The organism is Pseudomonas sp. ACM7, from assembly GCF_004136015.1.
GTDB lineage: Bacteria > Pseudomonadota > Gammaproteobacteria > Pseudomonadales > Pseudomonadaceae > Aquipseudomonas > Aquipseudomonas frigoris.
In genome coordinates this window covers 6,510,965-6,531,961 of record NZ_CP024866.1, presented here as the reverse complement: position 1 = coordinate 6,531,961, position 20,997 = coordinate 6,510,965, and the positions used below count along the sequence as shown (strand labels likewise).

At 56.4% G+C, this 20,997-nt stretch carries 20 protein-coding genes; 13 read left to right on the top strand and 7 right to left on the bottom strand.

The window, feature by feature from the left end; genetic code table 11:
• The first annotated feature begins 4 nt into the window (after positions 1 to 4).
• The 4 genes from CUN63_RS31250 to CUN63_RS31235 are packed head-to-tail and all read left to right on the top strand — an operon-like array spanning position 5 to position 4,257.
• On the top strand, positions 5 to 1,333 hold the full coding sequence (locus tag CUN63_RS31250; protein ID WP_129444973.1) for a glycosyltransferase: 1,329 nt from the start codon (positions 5 to 7) through the stop codon (positions 1,331 to 1,333).
• Between the two features lie 2 nt (positions 1,334 to 1,335).
• A complete protein-coding gene (locus tag CUN63_RS31245; RefSeq protein WP_129444972.1) occupies positions 1,336 to 2,184 on the top strand; it encodes a hypothetical protein in 849 nt (282 codons plus the stop codon).
• A gap of 6 nt (positions 2,185 to 2,190) precedes the next feature.
• Complete coding sequence (locus tag CUN63_RS31240) at positions 2,191 to 3,306, top strand: HlyD family secretion protein (protein ID WP_129444971.1); 1,116 nt, start codon at positions 2,191 to 2,193, stop codon at positions 3,304 to 3,306.
• Positions 3,307 to 3,309: 3 nt separating this feature from the next.
• The gene (locus tag CUN63_RS31235; RefSeq protein ID WP_129444970.1) at positions 3,310 to 4,257 is read left to right on the top strand and encodes an NAD-dependent epimerase/dehydratase family protein; all 948 of its coding nucleotides are present in this window, start codon (positions 3,310 to 3,312) and stop codon (positions 4,255 to 4,257) included.
• Here the strand turns inward: CUN63_RS31235 and CUN63_RS31230 are convergent.
• Positions 4,229 to 4,489 (bottom strand): hypothetical protein, encoded by a 261-nt coding sequence (locus CUN63_RS31230; RefSeq protein WP_046049286.1) that lies wholly within the window; start codon positions 4,487 to 4,489, stop codon positions 4,229 to 4,231. The two genes, CUN63_RS31235 and CUN63_RS31230, sit on opposite strands and share 29 nt — an antisense overlap.
• Before the next feature lie 436 nt (positions 4,490 to 4,925).
• Here CUN63_RS31230 and CUN63_RS31225 point away from each other — a divergent pair, with 436 nt between their 5' ends.
• Both CUN63_RS31225 and CUN63_RS31220 read left to right on the top strand, forming a co-directional pair.
• On the top strand, positions 4,926 to 5,993 hold the full coding sequence (locus CUN63_RS31225) for a hypothetical protein (protein ID WP_129444969.1): 1,068 nt from the start codon (positions 4,926 to 4,928) through the stop codon (positions 5,991 to 5,993).
• Positions 5,994 to 6,008: 15 nt separating this feature from the next.
• On the top strand, positions 6,009 to 6,362 hold the full coding sequence (locus CUN63_RS31220; protein WP_129444968.1) for a DUF1428 domain-containing protein: 354 nt from the start codon (positions 6,009 to 6,011) through the stop codon (positions 6,360 to 6,362).
• Positions 6,363 to 6,376: 14 nt separating this feature from the next.
• On the opposite strand, the gene CUN63_RS31215 is transcribed toward CUN63_RS31220, so the two are convergent.
• Entirely contained in the window at positions 6,377 to 6,571 is a 195-nt protein-coding gene (locus CUN63_RS31215; RefSeq protein ID WP_129444967.1) for a hypothetical protein, read from the bottom strand.
• Positions 6,572 to 6,631: 60 nt separating this feature from the next.
• Between CUN63_RS31215 and thpR the strand changes: the two genes are divergently transcribed.
• Positions 6,632 to 7,171: an RNA 2',3'-cyclic phosphodiesterase gene (thpR, locus tag CUN63_RS31210; protein ID WP_129444966.1), complete on the top strand. Its 540-nt coding sequence runs from the start codon at positions 6,632 to 6,634 to the stop codon at positions 7,169 to 7,171.
• Positions 7,172 to 7,426: 255 nt separating this feature from the next.
• Here the strand turns inward: thpR and CUN63_RS31205 are convergent, their stop codons facing one another.
• From CUN63_RS31205 to CUN63_RS31180, 5 genes are all read right to left on the bottom strand, one after another.
• Complete coding sequence (locus tag CUN63_RS31205) at positions 7,427 to 8,524, bottom strand: polyamine ABC transporter substrate-binding protein (RefSeq protein WP_129444965.1); 1,098 nt, start codon at positions 8,522 to 8,524, stop codon at positions 7,427 to 7,429.
• A gap of 217 nt (positions 8,525 to 8,741) precedes the next feature.
• A complete protein-coding gene (locus CUN63_RS31200) occupies positions 8,742 to 9,626 on the bottom strand; it encodes an ABC transporter permease subunit (protein ID WP_129444964.1) in 885 nt (294 codons plus the stop codon).
• The gene (locus CUN63_RS31195; RefSeq protein WP_165353335.1) at positions 9,623 to 10,504 is read right to left on the bottom strand and encodes an ABC transporter permease subunit; all 882 of its coding nucleotides are present in this window, start codon (positions 10,502 to 10,504) and stop codon (positions 9,623 to 9,625) included. The genes CUN63_RS31200 and CUN63_RS31195 overlap by 4 nt, the downstream gene beginning before the upstream one ends.
• 29 nt (positions 10,505 to 10,533) lie before the next feature.
• Positions 10,534 to 11,676 carry a polyamine ABC transporter ATP-binding protein gene (gene potA / locus CUN63_RS31190; protein WP_046049293.1) on the bottom strand — a complete coding sequence of 381 codons (1,143 nt, stop codon included), beginning with the start codon at positions 11,674 to 11,676 and terminating at the stop codon, positions 10,534 to 10,536.
• Positions 11,677 to 12,046: 370 nt separating this feature from the next.
• Positions 12,047 to 12,808 carry a gamma-glutamyl-gamma-aminobutyrate hydrolase family protein gene (locus CUN63_RS31180; protein WP_129444962.1) on the bottom strand — a complete coding sequence of 254 codons (762 nt, stop codon included), beginning with the start codon at positions 12,806 to 12,808 and terminating at the stop codon, positions 12,047 to 12,049.
• A 280-nt stretch (positions 12,809 to 13,088) separates the two neighbouring features.
• Between CUN63_RS31180 and CUN63_RS31175 the strand changes: the two genes are divergently transcribed.
• From CUN63_RS31175 to CUN63_RS31145, 6 genes are all read left to right on the top strand, one after another.
• Positions 13,089 to 14,465 carry a glutamine synthetase family protein gene (locus tag CUN63_RS31175; RefSeq protein ID WP_056745147.1) on the top strand — a complete coding sequence of 459 codons (1,377 nt, stop codon included), beginning with the start codon at positions 13,089 to 13,091 and terminating at the stop codon, positions 14,463 to 14,465.
• 210 nt (positions 14,466 to 14,675) lie between these two features.
• On the top strand, positions 14,676 to 16,166 hold the full coding sequence (locus CUN63_RS31165) for an aldehyde dehydrogenase (RefSeq protein WP_129444961.1): 1,491 nt from the start codon (positions 14,676 to 14,678) through the stop codon (positions 16,164 to 16,166).
• Between the two features lie 56 nt (positions 16,167 to 16,222).
• On the top strand, positions 16,223 to 17,506 hold the full coding sequence (locus tag CUN63_RS31160) for an FAD-binding oxidoreductase (protein WP_129444960.1): 1,284 nt from the start codon (positions 16,223 to 16,225) through the stop codon (positions 17,504 to 17,506).
• 434 nt (positions 17,507 to 17,940) lie between these two features.
• Complete coding sequence (locus CUN63_RS31155) at positions 17,941 to 18,489, top strand: cupin domain-containing protein (protein ID WP_007895886.1); 549 nt, start codon at positions 17,941 to 17,943, stop codon at positions 18,487 to 18,489.
• An 85-nt stretch (positions 18,490 to 18,574) separates the two neighbouring features.
• Positions 18,575 to 19,006 carry a hypothetical protein gene (locus CUN63_RS31150; RefSeq protein ID WP_129444959.1) on the top strand — a complete coding sequence of 144 codons (432 nt, stop codon included), beginning with the start codon at positions 18,575 to 18,577 and terminating at the stop codon, positions 19,004 to 19,006.
• A 118-nt stretch (positions 19,007 to 19,124) separates the two neighbouring features.
• Positions 19,125 to 20,861 (top strand): dsDNA nuclease domain-containing protein, encoded by a 1,737-nt coding sequence (locus tag CUN63_RS31145; protein ID WP_129444958.1) that lies wholly within the window; start codon positions 19,125 to 19,127, stop codon positions 20,859 to 20,861.
• Positions 20,862 to 20,997 lie beyond the last annotated feature (136 nt).

The window sequence follows — 20,997 nt, the reverse complement described above, 5'->3', positions numbered from 1 at the left end:
CGCCATGAGTCCTTTCCTGGAGCAACTCCTCAGCGCACTCGGCGGGCTCATGGGGCCGGATGGTTTGAGCCGGGTGTTTTTCATGCTTTTCCCTTTGTTTCTGATCTTTGAGTTGCCCCTGATGATCATGGTGATGCTGGGGGTATTGCGCTGGTTCGCACGTCGGCGTACCCGTGTACCGAAGATCAGTGTCTATCGGCCCAAGGTCTCTTGCATCATTACCTGCTACAGCGAAGGGATGGACGTTCAGACCACGCTGTTAAGCCTGTGCGAGCAGACGTACCCCGGCCACATCGAGATGATTCCGGTTGTGGACGGGGCCACGATGAATCAGCCGACGCTCAGCGCCGTGCGCAGTTTCAACGTGGATCCGCAGTTGTACCCCAGACGCCATTTGCGCCCGATCGCCAAATGGCAGAGGGGCGGGCGGGTGTCGTCATTGAACGCCGGCCTGTCGCTTGCCAGCGGTGAAATCGTGATGGCGCTCGATGGTGACACGTCCTTCGACAACAACATGGTCAGCTCCATCGTGCGCCATTTCGAGGACCCGTCGGTGCCTGCGGTCGCGGGTAGCCTGCGAGTGCGCAATGTGTGGGCTTCGTGGGTGACCGCGATGCAGGCGCTGGAATACCTGTTATCCATCCACATGTCGAAAATCGGTCTGGCCGAATGGAACCTGGTCAATAACGTTTCGGGGGCCTTCGGGGCATTCCGCCGCAGCTTTCTGGTGAAAATCGGAGGCTGGAACACGCACACCGCGGAGGATCTGGACCTGACGTTGCGCATCAAAAGTTACTTCAAGCGACACGACTTGAGGATTCCCTTTGAGCCGGAAGCGATTGGACACACCGATGCACCGTCGACGCTCAGTCAGTTTCTGATGCAGCGCTTGCGCTGGGATGGCGACCTGTTTTTTCTGTACATCAGAAAACACAACCACAACATCAACCCCAGCTTGTTGGGCTGGCCGACCTTTCTGATGATCCTGCTCAGCGGCTTCTTTTTTCAGCTGGTGCTGCCGTTTCTCATCTTCAGCTACACGTTGCTGGCGCTGTTTGTTCTGCCGGGCAAGACGCTGTTGTTTCTGTTTGTACTGATCTATGCGCTGTACCTGACGATCACCGCGATGTTATTCGCCGCCATGTTGTTGATGGTGTCCGACCGACCTGCAAAGGACATGGTCCTGGGGTTGTTGGTGCCTTTCTTCCCGCTGTTCATGCTACTCCTGCGGTGCTGGAGCGCAGTGGCCATGCTCAACGAGATCTTTCGCCGGGGCCACGAAGAAAGCTCGATGGCGCCGTGGTGGGTGCTTAAACGAGCCACGAGGTTTTGATTATGCGATCGATACTTCTGCTTCTGACGCTGTCGTTGCCGCCGATGATACTGGCCGCACAAACTCTGCCGGCTCAGGCGGCGGTGGCGCCGTCGAGCCAATGGTCCCAGGCCAGTTATGTCTGGGACAGCGAAGCGTTGCTCGATCCCGATCAGCGCAAGGCGGAGCTCGAGCAACTGCGTAAAGCCGGGATGGACAAGATCTACCTTGGCCTCAAGTCCGCCCAGTTGAAAGACTTTGCCAAGACGCGCCAACGGTTGGAACAATTGCTGCAGGACGCGGCCGGCAAGGGGGTGCAAGTCAGTCTGTTGCTCGGCGATCCGGCCTGGATCGAGCCGCAGGAACGCCATCAGCTCACCGATTTACTGGCGAAGCTGAAGGGGCTTTCATTCACCAGCCTGCACCTGGACCTGGAACTCGAACAACTGGGCGTGCCGGTCCCGGATCAGCGCTTGAAGGACTTGCTCGATACCTTGCGCGCAGCCTCCGCAGCCAGCCCATGGCCGGTAGAAATCTCCAGCCATCATCGTTGGTTTGCAGAGGCAAAACCCGGAAAAACCTGTCTGCCGTGCGCGCTTCCCGAGGCGGGCGTGCGTCAGGTCAGCCTGATGATCTATACCCGCAACCCGAAAAACAGCGCACGAATGGCAGAGCAGATCGCCCAACGTTGGCCTGATCTGCAGTTTCGCCTGGCGCAAAGCACGGAGCCGCAACTGGATTCCACAGAATCCTGGGCCGGCGCGTCGACTGAGCAGTTGCAGCACCAGACCAATGTCTGGCGCGAACAGCTGCAACCACGGGGAATTGCCGGCATTGACTGGCAAGCCTGGCGAGACTTTCCAAAACGGTGAGCCGTCATGAAGATTCGATTCGACAGTCGCAAAGAACTGAACCCCACCCAGGAACAGGGTTTGACGGTGCTGTACGCACCGGGCAAACGCATGGCGTTTCGCGTGCGTTGGTATTTGATCCTGTTCCTGGTCGCGAGTCCCTTGATCTGGCTGGGAGCGCGGCTGACTTACGGCCTGGTGATGATCGACGCGCCGGCGCAATTGCGCCTGCCGATTCTTGAGGTACGCGCACGGGATGCCGGTCGGGTCGATCAGCTGTTCGTCATGGCCGGGGAGCAGGTCCAGGTTGATCAGCCGTTGGTCAGTCTCGACAATCCCGAATGGCGTGCGCGGCTATTGCAACTCGCCGCGATGCCGACCAAAACGGTGCCCACCAACAACACCAAACTGGACACCAGGGAGCGTCAGTTGCTCAGAACCCGAGTGAGCAGGACGGAGGAGCGCGTGCAGGTGCTTGAGGACCTCGTTGTATCAGGCGCAGTCTCTCGTGGAGAAGTGCTGGCCGCCCAGTCCGAACTCGACGCTTTTAAAGCCGACCTGTTGGCGTTCGAGCGCCGCGAACAACTGGCTCGTCAGTCGCCGCTGAGCGTTGAGCGCGAAATTATTCAACAGACCGCCGAGCAACAGTGGTTGAAAACGCGACTCGCCGCGTTGTCGGTCAAAGCTACCCAGAGCGGTCGAATTGCGGAGGTGTTGGTCACGCCCGGCGAAAACGTCGGCGCCGGAACGTTGTTAATGCGCCTTGAGCGGCTGGAAGAGCCCCTGCTGTGGATTTATCTGGAACCGCTGAACATCAGCTACGCCGCGATTGGCCAGCCGCTGCGCGTTCGCATGCCCGATGGCGAGTGGTTGGCAGCCCATGTTGTTCAGGCCGTCGACAGCGCCGGTCGCACGCCGACGGTGTTGCGTGGGCCGTTCGCTGCCAGCGAGATGGGTTTGCAGGTCGCCGCCCGGTTTGATCGCCCCCTGTCGCCGCGCTGGAGAATCGATCAACTGCCGTTGAATGTTCGTTTTCCGACCGACTGGCAACAAATGCTCAGTAACAGCCGTGAATTCATCGAGCAATTAGGCGACTTCATTGCAATGGATCGAACACCCACCACTGCGCCGGGGAGTAAATAAATCATGACTGCTGATCGAATTCTTGTGACGGGCGGTGCCGGTTTTATCGGTTCGCACCTGGTCGAAGCACTGCTTGAAAGCGGTTATAGCGTTCGGGTTCTGGACGATCTTTCCAGTGGGAAACTGTCGAACCTGCCGATTGATCGCTGCCATTTGACCCTGGTGGTGGGGGATGTCGCCGACGCGCCGACGGTGGAGCGGGCGATGAAAGACTGCAGCGCGGTGGTGCATCTGGCGGCGGTGGCCTCGGTGCAGGCGTCGGTCGATGACCCGATCGCGACTCACCAAAGCAACTTCATCGGTACGCTGAATATCTGCGAAGCCATGCGCGAGGCTGGCGTTAGACGGGTGGTTTACGCGTCCAGTGCGGCGATCTATGGCAACAATGGCGAGGGCATGGCAATTACCGAGGACACGCCCAAGAATCCGCTGACCCCGTATGCCGCCGACAAGCTGGCCAGCGAACATTTCCTCGATTTCTACCGACGCCAACACGGTCTCGAACCGGTCATCCTGCGGTTCTTCAATATTTACGGACCCCGTCAGGACCCTTCATCGCCTTATTCCGGTGTCATCAGCATTTTCAGCGAGAGGGCGCAAAAAAAACTCCCCATCACGGTTTACGGTGATGGGGAGCAAACAAGGGATTTTGTATACGTCGATGACCTCGTAAAGGTCCTGGTACAGGCGGTCGGTGAGTCAGAGCCGATTATCGAACCGGTCAATGTCGGGTTTAACCGATCCACTAGCGTTAACGAATTGGCGGCGACGTTAAGCGAGCTTTTGGGACGGTCCCTGACATTGAATTACGACGCGCCACGTTCCGGGGATATCAAACATTCGCGAGCGGACAACAGTCGCCTGCTTGAGCGTTTTTCCTTGAAATCACCGACCTGTTTTGCCGAGGGCCTAGGGCAGCTGCTCAGAAGTATTGATTCCGGGGGGCGGTAGCGGCGAGCTCAGTCGCCAGCAGGTGCTCCTCCAGCACATCGCTCAAGAATCGGAACTGATCATTTAGCCCAATCACTTCATTGTTGAAGTGATTGGCGGCGGACGGCATCAGCAACGCCTCGAAGTTTTTGTCGAACACCAGTTCGAACGTTTTGCGCGAAACGAAGGACTGGGAATAGTAGTTATTGCCGAACACCGCAAAGCTTACAGCCAGGGTCACGGAGTGAATCATGACGTGTGCTCCTCGGACAGGACGTACCAGGAAAAAACGCTCAGGGTGACGGCCGTCAGGGCCAGGCAGGTCAGGAGATGGATAATCATGATTCGCCCCTCCGATGCGGGGTTTTGCGTTGGGTTAAGGCTGATCCTACGCTGACGGTTTTTACGCGGAAGGCATTCGTGGCGATGGTGAATATCGACATAAGTGATGGTGAGATCTTCGCCGTCTGATCCGGCCCCTTCGCGAGCAAGCCCGCTCCCACATTTGGCCCGCGGCGCTCACAAATACTGTGTCCACTGAAGATCAAATGTGGGAGCGGGCTTGCTCGCGAAGAGGCCCTTAAGAACACCCTCAACCCCAAGCGAACAAACACCGACACCTATACTCAAATTAATAGACCTTTGAACACCGGACATCCCGTTCGGGCAAGTCTGTAGGAACCGCGATCTTGAACCTGCGTTCGCTGATCGTTGCCGTGTTGGTGGTGTTGGCGGGATGCGTCACGACTGAGCGTGCCCCGGTGGAAGTGGTGCCGGTGATCATTTCCCAAAGCACCTGGCAGATGGTGGACCAGGAGATTGTTTCGGCGTCGCAATCGGCCACCGAGCAGACCAGAATCTACGCGCGCGGTGCCATGGATTACTGGCGAACGCGGGTCCATCAACTGACCGAAGAGAACTTCATTCCCTGGTTCAGCAGTTACTGGACCCAGGAATGGCTGTCGATGAAAGTCAGCTGGTACACCCTCAGCGCCAAGGGCGAGCAGGATGCCTCGGCCAAGCGCCTGGCGGCCTATCTGCTGGAGCAATACCAAGAGCGTGTGCTGGCGCCGGTCGCAGTGGAGATCGATCCCGATGCCATTCTTGGCCTGGCAACGGCGTTCTACGTGGACATTCTTCAGGAAGAACTGCAGAAAATCTCCCAGCGTCACGGCGTGCCGATGGCCCAGCTCAATGGCCGAATCCAGAAAATCCCGGCGATCGCTCTCGGGCCGCCGCCGGCCCGGGATGCTTCGCTGTATCAAGTGGTGCATACCCAGCCGCTGAATACCTTGCCGGCCTACGCGGCGCTGATCGAGAAGATCCACAAGGCGGGCGGTGACAAGGGGGTGGCTTCGACAGACACCGCCATGGCGCCGGTGGCCAAGCGCGCCAGTAAACGGATGGAAGCCGAAATGGTCCCGCGAGGTGCGGCCAGTGCTGTGGCCGCTGCAGCGGGCAAATTGGCCGGGGGCTTGATTTCCGTGGGTGTGGCGGGGATCCGCGCGATTATCCAGGCCAATGATCGGCCTGACAGCGAGGCACTGATTCGCAGCAGTCTGGGTAACACGTTCGACAAGGCCTGGCTGAAACTGGTGCAAAACCCGACCACCGGCGTGATGGCCGGTACGTTGTACATGGCGGCGCAGATCGAGGGCAATCTGGCGGGGAGCGCCGAAGTACCGTCGGTCAGTTCGGGCAGCGGAACTGTCGATTGGGGACCGACGGAATCGACTAACCAGCAGATCGCCCCATAACCAAGGAGAACGACCATGTCCTACGTTGATGGCTTCATCGCTGCCGTACCTACCGCCAACCGCGAAAAATTCAAGAAGCACGCCGAAACCGCCGCTGTCATTTTCAAGGAAAGCGGCGCCCTCAGCGTTGCCGAATGCTGGGGCGACGACGTCCCTGACGGTAAAGTGACCTCGTTTCCGATGGCGGTAAAACTCAAGGAAGACGAAACCGTGGTGTTCTCCTGGATCATCTGGCCAGACAAGGTCACCCGCGATGCAGGCATGGAAAAACTCATGACCGATCCGCGCATGCAGCAGGACGTCAACCCGATGCCGTTCGATGGTCAGAGGCTGATCTTTGGCGGGTTCGAAATGATCGTAAAAGCCTGAAACCAACGACAGGATCACTCTGGTGTCGGGGTGATCCTGCAACTCTTGCGATTACGAATCTCGCTGTCCGTCGGCCGCTCTTTGACGAACTCGAAGCGCGGCTCACCTTCGTTGTAATGAACCAGCCAGCCCCATTCCAGCTCGGACTCATCCTGACCAGGTTTCGGTGGCACGGCCCACCATGGTTCCTTGCTGATGATCTCGCGCATGGCCCCCTCCAGTTGAATCGTTTGCATGAACTATAACTTGGATGTCAGGAGGTGCCAGATATGAGCGACGAATCCCATGAACCGTTGAAACGACTGTTTTTTGCCCTGAACTGCACACCCGAGCAACGTCGGGCCATTGCCCAATGGCGCAGCGCACTTGAGCTCACGAGCGGACGCCCGGTGCCGGTGGAAAACTTTCATCTGACGTTGATGTTTTTGGGCGCTGTCGAGGTGGCGAAAATCGCCGATATCTGCACAGCCGCTGCCAATATTCGAACGCCGGGTGTGCCTTTGAGGGTTGCGCTTGATCGGCTGGATGTCTGGCGCAGGGCAGGGGTATTGGTGCTCGCTCCGGAGCAGGCATCACCGGAGTTGCTGCGGCTGGTTTATGCGCTTGAGCAGGCAATGCTGCCGTTCGGGTTTGAGGATTCGCCGAAGGAATTCCGCCCGCATCTGACGCTGATGCGTGATTACCGAGTGCCGGTGCCTGAGTCCGCAACGCCGCCCGAGTTCTATCTGCGGGCCGATCACTTCACCTTGTTCGAATCCCATAAGGGCCGCTACCGAGCGCTGGCCGAATGGCCGCTCGTTCCATCATAAAAAAAAGGCGCCCGAGGAGGGCGCCCAAATTCACCTTAACCGAGGAAGCCAGGTGAGGCCGTTCTGCAGATAGGAGTGCAGCGGTGGTAAGGCGCTGCGTGAACGGAAAACAGAATTCAGGGTGTCCACAACCCTCTGTAGGAGCTGTCGAGTGCAACGAGGCTGCGATCTTTTGATCTTGATCCGGAAAAAACAAGATCAAAAGATCGCAGCCTCGTTGCACTCGACAGCTCCTACAGAAGCCGATTTTCGTGGTTATTTACCGAGCTTCACCCTTGTCCACCCGCGGGTCATCACCCGCTGAACGCCAATCGGCATATCCGGAATGGCATACAGCGTCGCCATCACAGCCTGCGACGGATACGACCCCGGATCATCCCGAATCGCTTCATCCACCAAAGGCGTGGCCGCCGCGTTGGCGTTGCTGTAGCCGATGTTGTTGGTGATCTCGGCGATGATGTCCGGGCGCATCAGGAAGTTCATGAACAGGTAGGCGTTTTCCACGTTCGTCGCGTCCCGGGGGATTGCGACCATGTCGTAGAAACTGCCCGCGCCTTCCTTGGGAATGCTGTAATCGACCTTCACCTTATCGCCAGCTTCTTGGGCGCGCGCCTTGGCTTGCAGTACATCACCGGAGTAACCGACCGCCACGCAGATGTTGCCGTTGGCCAGGTCCGAGATGTATTTCGAGGAATGGAAGTACGCCACCGAAGGACGAATCTTCATGAACAGCGCTTCAGCTTCGGCAATCTGCTCCTTGTTCTGCGAGTTCACCGGGTAACCCAGATAGTGCAGGGCGGCCGGGAGCATCTCGGTCGGCGAATCAAGGAAACTGATGCCGCAGGCTTTCAGCTTGGCGGCGTTTTCCGGTTTGAACAGCAAGTCCCAGGAGTTGGTCGGCGCATTGCTGCCGAGCACTTCCTTGACCTTGTCCGGGTTGAAGCCGATGCCGATGGAGCCCCACATGTACGGGAAGGCGTGGCCGTTATCCGGGTCGCTGGCGGAAGCATTTTTCAGCAGGACCGGGTTGAGGTTTTTCCAGTTCGTCAGCTTCGACTTATCCAGTTCCTGATAGACGCCAGCCTTGATCTGCTTGGCCAGGAAACTGTTGGACGGCACGACGATGTCGTAGCCGGATTTACCGGCGAGCAGCCGTGCCTCAAGGGTTTCATTGCTGTCGAACACATCGTAGGTCACGCGGATGCCGGTCTCGTCTTCGAACTTCTTGACGGTATCCGGGGCGATGTAATCCGACCAGTTGTAGACGCGCAGTACCTTGTCATTGGCCTGGGCGCCGGTAGCCATTGCGCCCAATAAGGACAGTGTCAGCAGAGTCCTGCCAAACATTTTCATCGGTACAACTCCATTCTTTTTTATTCAGATACGCAAAACAATTGCAGTCTTGGGGCACCCCTTGTAGCAGCTGGCGAAGCCTGCGTTCGGCTGCGAAGCAGTCGTAAAACCTGCGAATTCAATCTTCCTGAAAGAACTGCAGTGTCTGAATTCACGACTGCTTCGCAGCCGAACGCAGGCTTCGCCAGCTGCTACAAAGTGTGCGTCCTGCAGGCTCTTAAGCCGTTGCTCCAGCCATTTGCTTGTTGGGTTGCTGCCAGGACTCGCTGGCGGTCTGGTCCATGGCTTCCTGGATCGCACGTTTACGGGTCGCTTCGGCGCGGCGGCTGAAGAACCAGACCATGAAGGTCACGATCGATACCGCCAACAGAATCAAGCTGGCCACGGCGTTGATCTCAGGCTTCACGCCCAGACGCACCGCCGAGAACACTTCCATCGGCAGGGTGGTGGAACCCGGGCCGGACACGAAGCTCGCCAGTACCAGGTCATCCAGCGACAGGGCAAATGACATCATGCCGCCGGCCGCCAGTGACGGCGCGATCATCGGAATGGTGATCAGGAAAAACACCTTGAACGGCTTCGCCCCGAGGTCCATGGCCGCTTCTTCGATGGACAGGTCCAGCTCACGCAAGCGCGCCGAAACCACCACCGCCACATACGCCGCACAGAACGTGGTATGGGCGATCCAGATGGTGACGATGCCACGTTCCTGCGGCCAACCGATCAACTGCGCCATGGCCACGAACAGTAGCAACAGCGACAGACCGGTGATCACTTCCGGCATCACCAGCGGTGCCGTCACCAGCCCGCCGAACAACGTGCGGCCCTTGAAGCGAGTGACGCGAGTCAGCACAAACGCCGCCAACGTCCCCAGCGCCACCGCAGCAATCGCGGTGTAGCAGGCGATTTCCAACGAGCGCACCACCGAGCCCATCAGTTGCGAGTTATCGAGCAGGCCCGCGTACCACTTGAACGACCAGCCGCCCCATACGGTTACCAGTTTCGAGGCGTTGAACGAGTAGATCACCAGAATCAACATCGGCAGGTAGATAAACGACAGGCCGAAAATCAGCATGAACTTTGCAAATCCGAAGCGTTTCATCCCCGTGCCTCCATCTCTTTGGCCTGGCTGCGGTTGAACAGCAGAATCGGCACAATCAGGATCAACAGCATCACCACCGCCAGGGCAGACGCCACCGGCCAGTCGCGGTTGTTGAAGAACTCTTGCCACAGCACGCGACCGATCATCAGGGTCTCCGGGCCACCCAACAGCTCCGGAATCACGAACTCACCGACCACCGGAATGAACACCAGCATGCAACCGGCAATGATCCCGTTCTTGGCCAGCGGCACGGTGATTTTCCAGAAGTTGTTGAAGTTGCTCGAACCCAGGTCCGAAGCGGCTTCCAGCAGGCTTTGATCGTGCTTGACCAGGTTGGCGTACAACGGCAGCACCATGAATGGCAGATACGCATACACCACGCCGATATACACGGCCGTGTTGGTGTTGAGGATCTCGATCGGGTGGTCGGTGAGCCCGGTCCACATCAGGAATGCGTTGAGCAAACCGTTGTTGCTGAGGATGCCCATCCACGCATAAACGCGGATCAGGATCGCCGTCCAGGTCGGCATCATGATCAACAGCAGCAGAACGTTTTGCGTTTCCTTGCTCGCTTTGGTGATCGCGTAGGCCATCGGGAAACCGATCACCAGGCACATCAGCGTGCTTAAAAACGCGACCTTCAACGAGCCGAAGTAGGCCGAGATGTACAACTCATCTTCGGTCAGCAGCGAGTAGTTGCCGATGTTCAGCAGCAGCTGAAATTTCTGCTCGGCGAAGGTGTAGATTTCTGAGTAAGGAGGAATGGCCAGGGCCGCTTCCGAGAAGCTGATCTTCATCACCAGGAAGAACGGCAGTATGAAGAACAGGAACAGCCACAGGAAAGGAACCCCGATGACGAGCTTTCGACCACTCGGCATCAGCCGCATAAACTGCTGATTGAGTGTTTTCATGAGCGCAGTACCACGCCGCTGTCGTCTTCCCACCACACGTAGACTTTATCGTCCCAGGTCGGACGTGAACCACGGCGTTCGGCGTTGGCCATGAACGACTGCACAACCTTGCCGCCAGGCAGCTCCACGTAAAACACCGAGTGACCGCCGAGGTAGGCGATGTCATGCACCTTGCCGCTGGACCAGTTGTAGCGGGTATCCGGTTTGGTGGTGCTGACCAGCAGTTTTTCCGGGCGGATGGCATAGGTGATCGACTTGTCTTGCACCGAGGTGCTGACGCCGTGACCGACGTAAATCTTCTGCTCCAGGTCCGGGCTGTGAATGATCGCGTGACCTTCAAGGTCTTCCACAACCGTGCCGTCGAAGGCGTTCACGTTGCCGATGAACTCGCAGACCATGCGGCTGACCGGCGCCTCATAAATGTCCACCGGGCTACCGATCTGCGCGATCCAGCCGAGGTGCATGATCGCGATGCGCTGGGCCATGGTCATGGCCTCTTCCTGGTCGTGGGTCACCATCACGCAGGTCACGCCGACCCGCTCGATGATCTCCACCAACTCCAGTTGCATCTGCGAACGCAGCTTTTTATCCAGCGCGCCCATCGGTTCGTCGAGCAGCAACAGCTTCGGACGTTTTGCCAGGGAGCGAGCGAGCGCCACACGCTGACGCTGACCACCAGACAACTGATGGGGTTTGCGTTTGGCGTACTGGGTCATGTGCACCAGGCGCAGCATCTCTTCGACGCGGGCGTCGATTTCGCTGGCGGACAGACGATCCTGCTTCAAGCCAAAGGCGATGTTCTGCGCCACCGTCATGTGCGGGAACAGCGCGTAGGACTGGAACATCATGTTGATCGGCCGTTCGTACGGCGGCATGTCGGTGATGTCGACACCGTCGAGCAGAATCCGCCCTTCGGTCGGACGCTCGAAGCCTGCGAGCATGCGCAGCAGGGTCGATTTGCCGGAGCCGGAACCGCCGAGCAGGGCGAAGATTTCCCCTTGATGGATCTCAAGCGAGACATCGTCCACTGCGGTGGTTTCGTCGAATTTCTTGGTGACGCGGTCGACTTTCACCAACACCTTTTTCGATGTCTGGTGACCTTCAAGAGCCTTCCTGTAGATGCTGGAGGCGTTTGCCATGTGAAACTCCCAACAGGTTTCAGTCGTCGGGCCAACGCGGCCTGACTTAATAGTTGATTACAAGCCCAATCCCGGTGATGCCAGTGAATCCAGCTGTGATCCCCTGTGGGAGCGGGCTTGCTCGCGAAAGCGGTGTATCAGGCAGCATCAATGTCGACTGACACTCCCTCTTCGCGAGCAAGCCCGCTCCCACCCTGGAATTGCGTTTGGCTCACTGGCATCGCCCGGCCTGGGCTTATTCGGCGCCGCCGTCCTGGCTGCCTGGTAGTACTTGTTGTTATTGCAGTGTGTTGTTTTCGCGAGTCACGGATGCGCAAAGGCACACCCGCCAGCCTCACGGGGGCAGTAAATTGATTAATCGAGTGTTAAGTCAGCGCTTGTTACGTAACACCGCCCGTCGCCGGCACGCGTCGCCAAACGCCTGGAAAATACTCAAATAAGGAGGGTTCGACAGAACCTGCCATTCCGGGTGCCATTGCACGCCAACGGCGAAAGTAGGGCTGTGTTCAACCGAAATCGCCTCGATCAAGCCGTCCGGCGCAATCGCTTCGGCGCGCAGTCCGAGAGCCAGTCGGTCGATGCCTTGGCTGTGAATCGAATTGACCTGGAACACCTGCGGCAAATCCAGCGCCTCGAACACGCCGCCCGGTTGCACGTTGACCGCATGCGCCGGCGCGTATTGCACCGCCAGGTCCGGATGATTCGCTTCCCGGTGATCCAGCATGCCGGGGAGTTCGTGGACCTTCTGATGCAGGCTGCCACCGAACGCCACGTTCATTTCCTGAAAGCCCCGGCAGATGCCGAGCACCGGAACGCCCGCCGCAATGGCCGCACGCAATAAGGGGAGGGTGGTGGCGTCCCGTTGCGGATCGTGATCCGTGCCGGGGGCGCTGTCGGGGCCTTGATAGTGGAAAGGTTCCACATTCGAGGGTGAGCCGGTCAGCAGCAGACCGTCGAGCTGCGCGAGCAGGTCATCGATTTCGGTCAGATCGCCTAAGGAAGGAATGACGACCGGCAGCCCCGAAGCCGCGACGCTGACAGCACGCAAGTACTTGTCGCCGCTGACATGGTAGGGGTGCAGGCCAATCTGTTTGACGCACGCTGTAACGCCGATCAATGGCTTGAATGCCATTTTTATCACCTCGAAGTTTCACACTTGAACGAGCTTTTCCGGAGCTTAGCCTTGTTGATTTTAATTAACAACTCTCATGTAAAAAATTCTAAACGCCGCACGTCCGATCTTCAGGATTTACACGGTGCGCAGGACTGATCTGGCACTCTCGTGCCCAAGAAAGGCCCGAAAATAAAGGTTGAGAGGCCAGGTGTTCGCTATTGACTTCATTTTGCCGTTCGGGTTGACTGGGCTCGCAACAAGGTAGTGAACATAATAATTAACAGCTAATAGGTGCATCATGTCGGTCCCTCTGCGTACCGTTCAACTCAACGAAGCAAACGCATTCCTTAAGAAATATCCTGAGGTTTTGTACGTCGACCTTCTGATTGCGGATATGAACGGTGTGGTGCGCGGCAAGCGCATCGAGCGCACCAGTCTTCATAAGGTTTACGAAAAAGGCATTAACCTCCCGGCGTCACTGTTTGCTCTGGACATCAACGGTTCTACGGTGGAAAGCACCGGCCTGGGTCTGGACATCGGCGACTCAGACCGAATCTGCTTCCCCATCCCTGATACGCTCAGCATCGAGCCCTGGCAGAAGCGCCCGACCGCGCAACTGTTAATGACCATGCACGAACTCGAAGGCCAGCCGTTCTTCGCTGACCCTCGCGAAGTGCTGCGTCAGGTCGTGAGCAAGTTCGATGCAATGGGCCTGACCATCTGCGCCGCGTTCGAACTCGAGTTCTATCTGATCGACCAGGACAACGTGAACGGTCGTCCGCAATCGCCACGTTCGCCGGTCTCCGGCAAACGTCCGATGTCGACTCAGGTGTATTTGATCGATGACCTCGACGAATACGTCGATTGCCTGCAAGACATCCTCGAAGGCGCGAAAGAGCAGGGCATCCCTGCTGACGCCATCGTCAAGGAAAGCGCCCCGGCGCAGTTCGAAGTGAACCTGCATCACGTCAATGACCCGATCAAGGCCTGCGACTACGCGGTGTTGCTCAAGCGTCTGGTGAAGAACATCGCCTACGACCACGAGATGGACACCACGTTTATGGCCAAGCCGTATCCGGGCCAGGCGGGCAACGGTTTGCACGTGCACATTTCGATTCTCGACAAAGAAGGCAACAACATCTTTGCCAGCGAGGATCCCGAGCAGAACGCCGCGCTGCGACACGCGATCGGCGGTGTGCTCGAGACCCTGCCGGCGCAGATGGCGTTCCTCTGCCCGAACGTCAACTCGTACCGTCGTTTCGGAGCGCAGTTCTACGTGCCGAACTCACCGAGCTGGGGCATCGACAACCGTACCGTTGCGGTACGTGTGCCGACCGGTTCGCCGGACTCCGTGCGCATCGAGCATCGTGTAGCCGGCGCCGACGCTAACCCGTACTTGCTGATGGCGTCGGTACTGGCCGGTATTCACCACGGCCTGACCAACGAGATCGAACCGGGCGCCCCGGTTGAAGGCAACAGCTACGAGCAGAACGAGCAGAGCCTGCCGAACAACCTGCGCGATGCACTGCGCGAACTGGACGACAGCGAAGTCATGGCCCGTTACATCGACCCGATGTACATCGACGTGTTCGTGGCGTGCAAGGAAAGCGAGCTGGCTGAATTCGAGAACTCCATCTCGGACCTTGAGTACAACTGGTACTTGCACACGGTTTGATGAGCCAAGAGGTGTACGCATTCTCTGCAGACACCAACAATCAAATGTGGGAGCGGGCTTGCTCGCGAAAGCGGTGGATCAGTCAACACTGATGTCGCCTGACACACCGCCTTCGCGAGCAAGCCCGCTCCCACAGGGGATTGCATTGCAAGTTTCAACTGACGGGCATCAGCCTGACGATCACTTATTCCTCTGCGTCGAGTCACAACCATGACAAACACTCGCAGCGACTGGGAGCAACGCTTCCAGTCCTTAACACTCGAAGGCCGTGCATTCATCGACGGCCAATACTGCCCGGCACTCAGCGGCGACACCTTTGAATGCATGAGCCCGGTCGACGGTCGCTTCCTGGCCAACGTCGCCAGCACCGACGAAGCCGACGCCAATGCGGCCGTCGCCGTCGCGCGCCGCACCTTCGAGTCCGGCATCTGGGCGCGATTAGCACCCGCAGAACGCAAGCGCATTTTGATTCGCTTCGCGGACTTGATCCTGGCCAACCAGGAAGAACTCGCCCTGCTCGAAACCCTCGACATGGGCAAGCCGATCAACGACTCGATGAGCATCGACATCCCAGCGACCGCCAACGCGATCCGCTGGAGCGCCGAGGCCATCGACAAGATCTACGACGAAGTCGCCGCCACGCCGCACGACCAACTCGGCCTCATCACCCGCGAACCTGCCGGTGTGGTCGCCGCCATCGTGCCGTGGAACTTCCCGTTGATCATGGCCAGCTGGAAGTTCGCTCCAGCCCTCGCGGCCGGCAACTCGTTCATCCTCAAGCCTTCAGAAAAGTCGCCACTGACCGCGATTCGCATCGCCCAACTGGCGCTGGAAGCGGGCATCCCGAAAGGCGTGTTTAACGTCCTGCCGGGCTACGGCCACACCGTCGGCAAGGCGCTGGCGTTGCACATGGACGTCGACGTGCTGGCCTTCACCGGCTCGACCGCGATTGCCAAGCAACTGCTGATCTACGCCGGGCAAAGCAACATGAAACGCGTTTGGCTCGAAGCAGGGGGGAAGAGCCCGAACGTGGTGTTCGCCGACGCGCCGGATCTGCGCGCGGCAGCACAAGCGGCGGCCGGTGCGATTGCCTTCAACCAGGGCGAAGTCTGCACCGCCGGTTCGCGCTTGCTGGTGGAACGTTCGATTCGCGAGCAGTTCATTCCGCTGCTGGTGGAAGCCCTGCAAGCCTGGAAACCGGGGCACGCCCTCGATCCAGAAACCACCGTCGGCGCAGTCGTCGATCAGCGTCAACTGGACAACGTGCTGCGCTACATCCAGGTCGGCAAAGACCAGGGCGCGCAACTGATCGCCGGCGGCAGTCGCACCCTCGAAGACACCGGTGGCCTGTACGTGGAACCGGCGATCTTCGACGGCGTGACCAACGCCATGACCATCGCCCGCGAAGAAATCTTCGGCCCAGTGCTGTCGCTGATCACCTTCGACACCGAAGAAGAAGCTCTGGCGATTGCCAACGACAGCATCTTCGGCCTGGCCGCAGGCGTGTGGACCAGCAACCTGAGCAAGGCTCACACCTTCGCTCGCGGCTTGCGCGCCGGCAGCGTCTGGGTCAACCAGTACGACGGCGGCGACATGACCGCGCCGTTTGGCGGGTACAAGCAGTCGGGTAACGGTCGGGACAAATCGCTGCACGCGTTCGACAAATACACCGAACTCAAAGCGACCTGGATCAAGCTCTAATACCTATAAAAAAAGCGACGGTCGCCGGCAGGTGCCAGCGGCCATCGGAGAAACCTATGAAACAAGCACATGTAAACAGCTACTACGCCGCCACCCGCAACTTCACCGGCGACTTCCCGGTGCTCGAACAAGCGGTGGACTGCGACGTCTGCGTGATCGGCGCCGGCTACACCGGTTTGTCCTCGGCCCTGTTCCTCGCCGAAGCGGGCTACAGCGTGACCGTACTCGAAGCCGCCAAAGTCGGTTTCGGCGCCAGCGGTCGCAACGGCGGTCAACTGGTCAACTCCTACAGCCGCGACGTCGATGTCATCGAAGAACGCTACGGCGACAAGACTGCCGAAGTCCTCGGCAGCATGATTTTTGAAGGCGCCGACATCATCCGTCAGCGCATACAACACTACGACATCCAGTGCGACTACCGTCCGGGCGGCATCTTCGCTGCGCTGAACAAAAAGCAACTCAAAGGCCTGGCCGCGCAGAAAAGCAGCTGGGAGCGCTACGGCAACAAAAACCTTAAAATGCTCGACGCGGCGGATATCAAGCGCGAAGTGGGTTGCGACAACTACCTCGGCGGCCTGCTCGACATGCAGGGCGGCCACATCCACCCGCTGAACCTGGCCCTCGGCGAAGCCTCGGCCATCATCGGCCTGGGCGGCAAAATCTACGAGCAATCCGCCGCAGTGGAAATCACCTACGGCGAACCGATCACCGTGCGCACCGCCAAAGGCGTGGTCCGCGCCAAGTACCTGCTGATCGCCGGCAACGCCTATTTGCCGCAAGACCTCGACAACCGCGTCACGCGCAAAAGCATGCCGTGCGGCTCGCAAATCGTCGTCACAGAGCCGTTGTCGGAAAAGGTTGCGCGCAGCCTGATCAAAAACAACTATTGCGTCGAAGACTGCAACTACCTGCTCGACTACTACCGCCTCACCGCCGACAACCGCTTGCTGTACGGCGGCGGCGTGGTCTACGGCGCCCGTGAACCGGACGACATCGAACAGCTGATCAAACCGAAAATCCTCAAGACCTTCCCGCAACTGAAGGACGTGAAAATCGACTACCGCTGGACCGGCAACTTCCTGCTGACCATGTCACGCATGCCGCAATTCGGCCGCATCGAAAAAAACGCCTACTACATGCAAGGATACAGCGGCCACGGCGTCACCTGCTCGCACCTGGCCGGCAAACTCATCTCGGAAATGATCCGCGGCGACGCCGAACGCTTCGATGCATTCGCTTCGCTCCCGCACATGCCAATGATCGGCGGCCGCACCTTCCAGGCCCCACTCACCGCCATGGGCGCCGCGTACTACGCACTGCGCGACCGATTCGGTATTTAAGTTAAGCCTGCTGCAATCCCTGTGGGAGCGGGCTTGCCCGCGATGAGGCCATATCAGTCGCTATCAATGTCGCCTGATACACCGCCATCGCAAGCAAGCTCACTCCCACAGAGATCCATGGCATACACAAAATCTGTATACAACCAGAACCAAAATGTGGGAGCGGGCTTGCTCGCGAAGAGGCCATCCCAGTCGCTATCAATCCCACCTGACACCCAGTAATCGCATCCACAGTTCGCACGGTCAAACCACCCAACTTCAGGTCAAAACAACCTTTTTACCCAACCATTTATCGAACCTGCTGAGCAACACCACCAAACGTGATTTAATACCCGCCTTTCAAATTTCCGGGACAGGGAAGCGGTATCTTCGCGGCCAAAAGTCGCCCGCCATCCACCCCCATAACCCTTAAGTATTCTTCGCATAAGGCTGTCATGGACACGGGCTCACGACTCAAATTAGTACGCGAAAGCTACAAACTCTCCCAGCGCGAGCTGGCCCGGCGTAGCGGCGTCACCAATGCCACCATCTCCCTGATCGAACAAAATCGCGTCAGTCCCTCCGTCAGCTCCCTCAAAAAACTGCTCGAAGGCATTCCTATGTCTTTGGCGGACTTCTTTACCTTCGACCAACCGCCTCGCGAACACCAATACGTGTTCCGCGCCAATGAACAGCCGGATCTCGGGCGTCATGGGCTGCGGTTGTTGCTGATTGGCGCTTCGGTGCCGAGTCGGCAGATGCGGCTTTTGCGCGAGCAGTACGCGCCTGGGGCGAGCTCGGGGGAGGAGCCGATTGTGCACTCGGAAGGGGAGGAGTGTGGGCTTGTTACCCGTGGCACTGTTGAACTGACGGTTGATGGGCAGATTAGTGTGTTGAATGCCGGGGATGGGTATTACTTTCCGACGACGCTGCCGCATCGGTTTCGGAATATTGGGGCGGATGAGGCGGAGATTATTAGTGCGAATACGCCGGCTAACTTCTAATTAGTTAACTGTTTCAGTGTTTCCCTGCATTGGATGCAGGGCCCTGAAGGTTTTGAACGTTGTACTCATGATGGATTATGTGTTTATGGATATTCGAACAATTCGCTATTACCTCTGGGCATGGCCCATGGTCTTCGCCTGTGCAGCGTTTTATTCTGCGATACTTATGTTGGGGTTGATACAGGTAATAACCCTGGAAGACACACACTTCTATGCTGTGGGGCTTGCAGTTTATGTGATTTTTTGCTTTCTCGGCTTGCGCTACTACGTTCCAAGGTTGCGGAGAATTGAACTCGATGAGACGTTGAATGGCAAGTACACCAGTGTGCAAGCTTCCAGGATAGCAATCTTCATCGGCGCTTCAATTGGGACCATAATTTTTATCCCTCAGATAGATAAGGTCAAATTCTTGAGTAATTTACCTCATTGGGGTGCCATTGGGGCTTTGTTTTTTGCTTTTGCATGTGCCGTGTTTGTTTTTTCTCACTATGTTTGGAAGCCGGGTCGCAGGCGCTAATTAATTCCATGATCAACAAAAATTCAGCAAAAAAGGTCAGAAAAAAGGTGACAGATCTATTTGGATAAATAGATCTGTCACCTTTTTTTGCAGAACAATAATTCAGGGTGGGAAGTCGTTGAGTCTAGAAAGTAATACAGGAAATACTATTTTAGATTTTGAGGAAGAACCCTCAATTTCTTCCGATGTCGCTTCCGAAGTGCGAAGGGCCTATATTTACCAAAGTGTGGCGGGGGTTCTCCTTCTTTGCGATGCTATCAAAAATGGAACATACAAAGAGTTTTGGTATGAACGTAAGGATGACATTATAGGGGTTAGAAAAAACGGAGAGATAGATGTTTTTCAAGTTAAAACAAAGTCATCAGCACCAAAATGGACGTCTAGAGATAAAGATATTGTTAAATCTCTTTCCAAGTTTGGGCAGCTCGAAATTAAATTTGGGAAAAATATAAATAAATATTATATCTATTCGAATGTGCCCCCTTATATACCATCGGAAGTGGCGAGTGCAGATGCAAAAAAATATAAAAGTCTAATTGTTCTAAAAAATATTTCCAATAGTTCCGAAGAGCTGTCTCAAGAGATTTATTTGGAGGAGTTAGAAAGGATATCGAATTCTGCAAAACTTCCATTGAGTGTATTGAAAGATGTTTTAAGAAAGTTGGAGTTTGTCAAGGGGAAAAGTCTTGAGGAGTTTCGCGAAGATATTGCCTCTAATCTTTTTAGTCTGCCAAGGCTTGATGCATTACCAGTCACAAAACTAAGGAGTCTGGGCTCAGCGTTGCTACAGCTTGTCGAAGACGCCAGTACACTTAACGTGCCGGGTCTTGATGTTCTTACCTCCGTACTATCGCGCGAAGGTACGCCTATTCGACTTGTCGAAAACAAACGAGTTACTGTTGCTGAAGCTCAATCGGTTATTAATATTTTTCTTTCGAAGGAAAAACGCAACAGAGACATGAAGGTTTTAGGGTTTTTTGGTATTGCCGCGGCGTTTGTACTGGGTGTGGCGTGGTACTTATATAAACCGGAAGCACAAACCTATTTAGAGAAATCGGTTAGAGTGATTTACTCTGCTCGAAACGCTCCTTTGCCGCCGTCATTTGCGGAATCAGTGTCTGCTGTGCGTTCGGCAAAATTTAGTTTGGATAGTGTAAATTTGGATGCCGCATCACTTAGGTGTCAAGACATGTCAAAATTAGAGTTGAGTAGAATGAGCGCTGAATGGCTGAAAGGTACTGGTGTAAAGTTCATACGATCTAATCTGTATATGGCTAACCTTTCCCATAGTGAGTTGAATACAAGCTCTTATATAGGTGCTATTGTCGATAATGCTAATTTTGACGGATCAAACATGCTTTTTTCAGACTTTTCGGAGTCGATATCTCGATGGTCAAGTTTTAAAGGCACCTCTTTAACCGCCTCGGATTTCTCAAAAGCTGATTTCACCCAGGCTGATTTTACTGATGCGGACTTGTCATTTTCAGAGTTGCAAGAAACAAATCTTTCCAATGCTAAATTAAGTAATACGCGTCTGTCAGATGCGGATCTTAGCGGCGCTAACATGATTGGGGTAATTGGGTTGACACAAGGCATGCTAGATACGGCATGTAGTAATACTAATAATCCGCCAAAATTGGATGTAGTGTTTAAACCGCCTAAAGTTGTATGTTATGTGGACGAAGAGTCCAAAGAAAAGAGAGTTGTTTCCAAGCTGGTGACAGGTGTTGTGGGGCAAATGGGTGTTCTAGGTGGTTACTGTAATGGTGCGGAGTTTACTGCGCGGCCTCCAAATGGTCATGGTAACATTGAATTTGAAATGCCATTTATAATCCCTTTAAAGCCAAAAGAGTAAAAGTAGAGATCCAGAGAACGTGAAAAAAAGGAAACCGTAAAAAAGGTGACAGATCTATTTAAATAAATAGATCTGTCACCTTTTTTCTGCTCTTAATCCTGATTGGCCAGAGCGAATTATTCGAAGGGCAGAAGAG